General features: G+C 67.5%; 1 protein-coding gene and 1 pseudogene. One reads left to right on the plus strand and one right to left on the minus strand.

Annotated features, from left to right (window positions below; genetic code table 11):
• Window positions 1-169: 169 nt before the first annotated feature.
• The gene (locus D4765_RS18945; protein ID WP_136643862.1) at window positions 170-1,366 is read right to left on the minus strand and encodes an aminotransferase class I/II-fold pyridoxal phosphate-dependent enzyme; all 1,197 of its coding nucleotides are present in this window, start codon (window positions 1,364-1,366) and stop codon (window positions 170-172) included.
• Window positions 1,367-1,478: 112 nt separating this feature from the next.
• On the opposite strand from D4765_RS18945, the pseudogene D4765_RS18950 reads away from it, so the two are divergent.
• Window positions 1,479-1,768 (plus strand): annotated as a pseudogene (locus D4765_RS18950) (hypothetical protein); the annotation flags it as partial.

Below are 1,768 nucleotides of genomic sequence, written 5' to 3' on the forward strand. Positions count from 1 at the left end.
CATCACAGCCACCTGAGCCCCACCCCTGCGCGCCCCACTCCTCATCGAGTCGGCGAAGTTTGCGGGTGTTGCCCCCCGCAGCCCGCCAACTTCGCCGAGTCGACGCCGTGAAAAGGAGAGCCGGGGTGGCGGAGGCAACGGTGGTGGCGGGGGCGACGCGGCGCGGGCGTCAGCGCCGCAGGTCGCCGAGCTGGGCGGCCGCGAGTTCGAGCACCTCGACGCGCTTGCAGAACGCGAAGCGCACGAGTGACGCGTACTCGGCACCCAGGTCGTCGTGGCAGAAGGCCGAGATCGGAACGGCGACCACCCCGGCAAGTTCGGGCAGTTCGCGGCAGAGCTGTGCGGCATCCGTGTAGCCCAATGGAGCCGCGTCGGCCACGACGAAGTACGACGCCTGCGACTCGAACACCTCGAAACCCGCGTTCGCGAGCCCGGCCGACAGAACGTCGCGCTTCGTTCGCAGGTCGGCGGCGATGCCGGTGAAGAACGCGTCAGGCAGACCCAGACCGACCGCGATCGCGGGCTGGAAGGGCGCGCCGTTCACGTAGGTCAGAAACTGTTTCACGGCCAGAACCTGGGTGAGGAGGCGGGCCGGGCCGGTGACCCAGCCGATCTTCCAGCCGGTGGTGTTGAACGTCTTTCCACCCGACGAGATGGTCAGTGTGCGCTCCCATGCCCCCGGCAGCGTGGCAATCGGAATGTGCTGCTGGCCGAAGGTGAGGTGTTCGTACACCTCGTCGGTCACGATGAGTGCGTCGTGCTCGTGCGCGAGTTCGACGATGAGTTCGAGTGTCTCTTGCGGCAGCACGGTGCCGGTGGGATTGTGCGGATTGTTGATGAGAATGAGGCGGGTGCGGTCGGTGACGGCGGCCCGCAGCTCGTCGTGGTTGGGCTGAAAATGGGGCAGTCGCAGCGGCACTGTGCGGTGGTTGCCTCCGGCCAGAGCGATGAGCCCACCGTACGCGTCATAGAACGGTTCGAGGGTCACCACCTCGTCGCCCTCTTCGACCAGGCTCAGGATGCACGCCGCCAGCGCCTCGGTCGCCCCCGCCGTGACCAGCGTTTCATGATCGGCATCGACTTCGAGACCGTAGAAGCGAGCCTGGTGTTCAGCGATGGCCTCGCGCAGCACCGGTAGCCCGATACCGGGCGGATATTGGTTCATGCCCCCCGAGATCGCACTGCGGGCGGCGCTCAGCACCTCTTCGGGCCCGTCTTCGTCAGGGAAGCCCTGGCCGAGGTTGATGGCCCCGGTGGCCTGGGCGAGCGCGCTCATCTCGGCGAAGATGGAGGCGCGTACCCTCCCGTCGGCCGACAGGAGCCCGGCCCCCTCTGCGGTGCGTTGCCAGGGTGTGCTCATCGACATTCCACCAACCTACCGGCAGAGCCGATACAGACATCGACAGATCGTTTTCAGCCTGTGCATATAAAACGTTCAGGTTTGGCGGCGAAGCTTGCGATGCTTGGAAGGAGCACCAATGTCAGACAACACCGAGAACCCCGCAGACTCCCCGGCCGACTCCGGCGACAGCCACATTCAGCCCCACCCCGCACCTGAGAACCAGCCCGCATCCGAGAACCACGCGGCACCCGAGAATCACGCCGCACCCGAGCGCAACACCGAGCAGGCCGCCGCGGCTGGGTCACAGTCGACCCCCGCAGCAGATGCCGCGCCCGTCGCTCCGGCCGCGCCGGCCTACACCGCGCCCACTGCGCCCGTCGCTCCCACGTACACCGCCCCCACCACCCCGGTCGTGCCCGCGTACAC

Origin of the sequence: Subtercola vilae (assembly GCF_004923255.1) — a bacterium.
GTDB classification, from domain to species: domain Bacteria; phylum Actinomycetota; class Actinomycetes; order Actinomycetales; family Microbacteriaceae; genus Subtercola; species Subtercola vilae.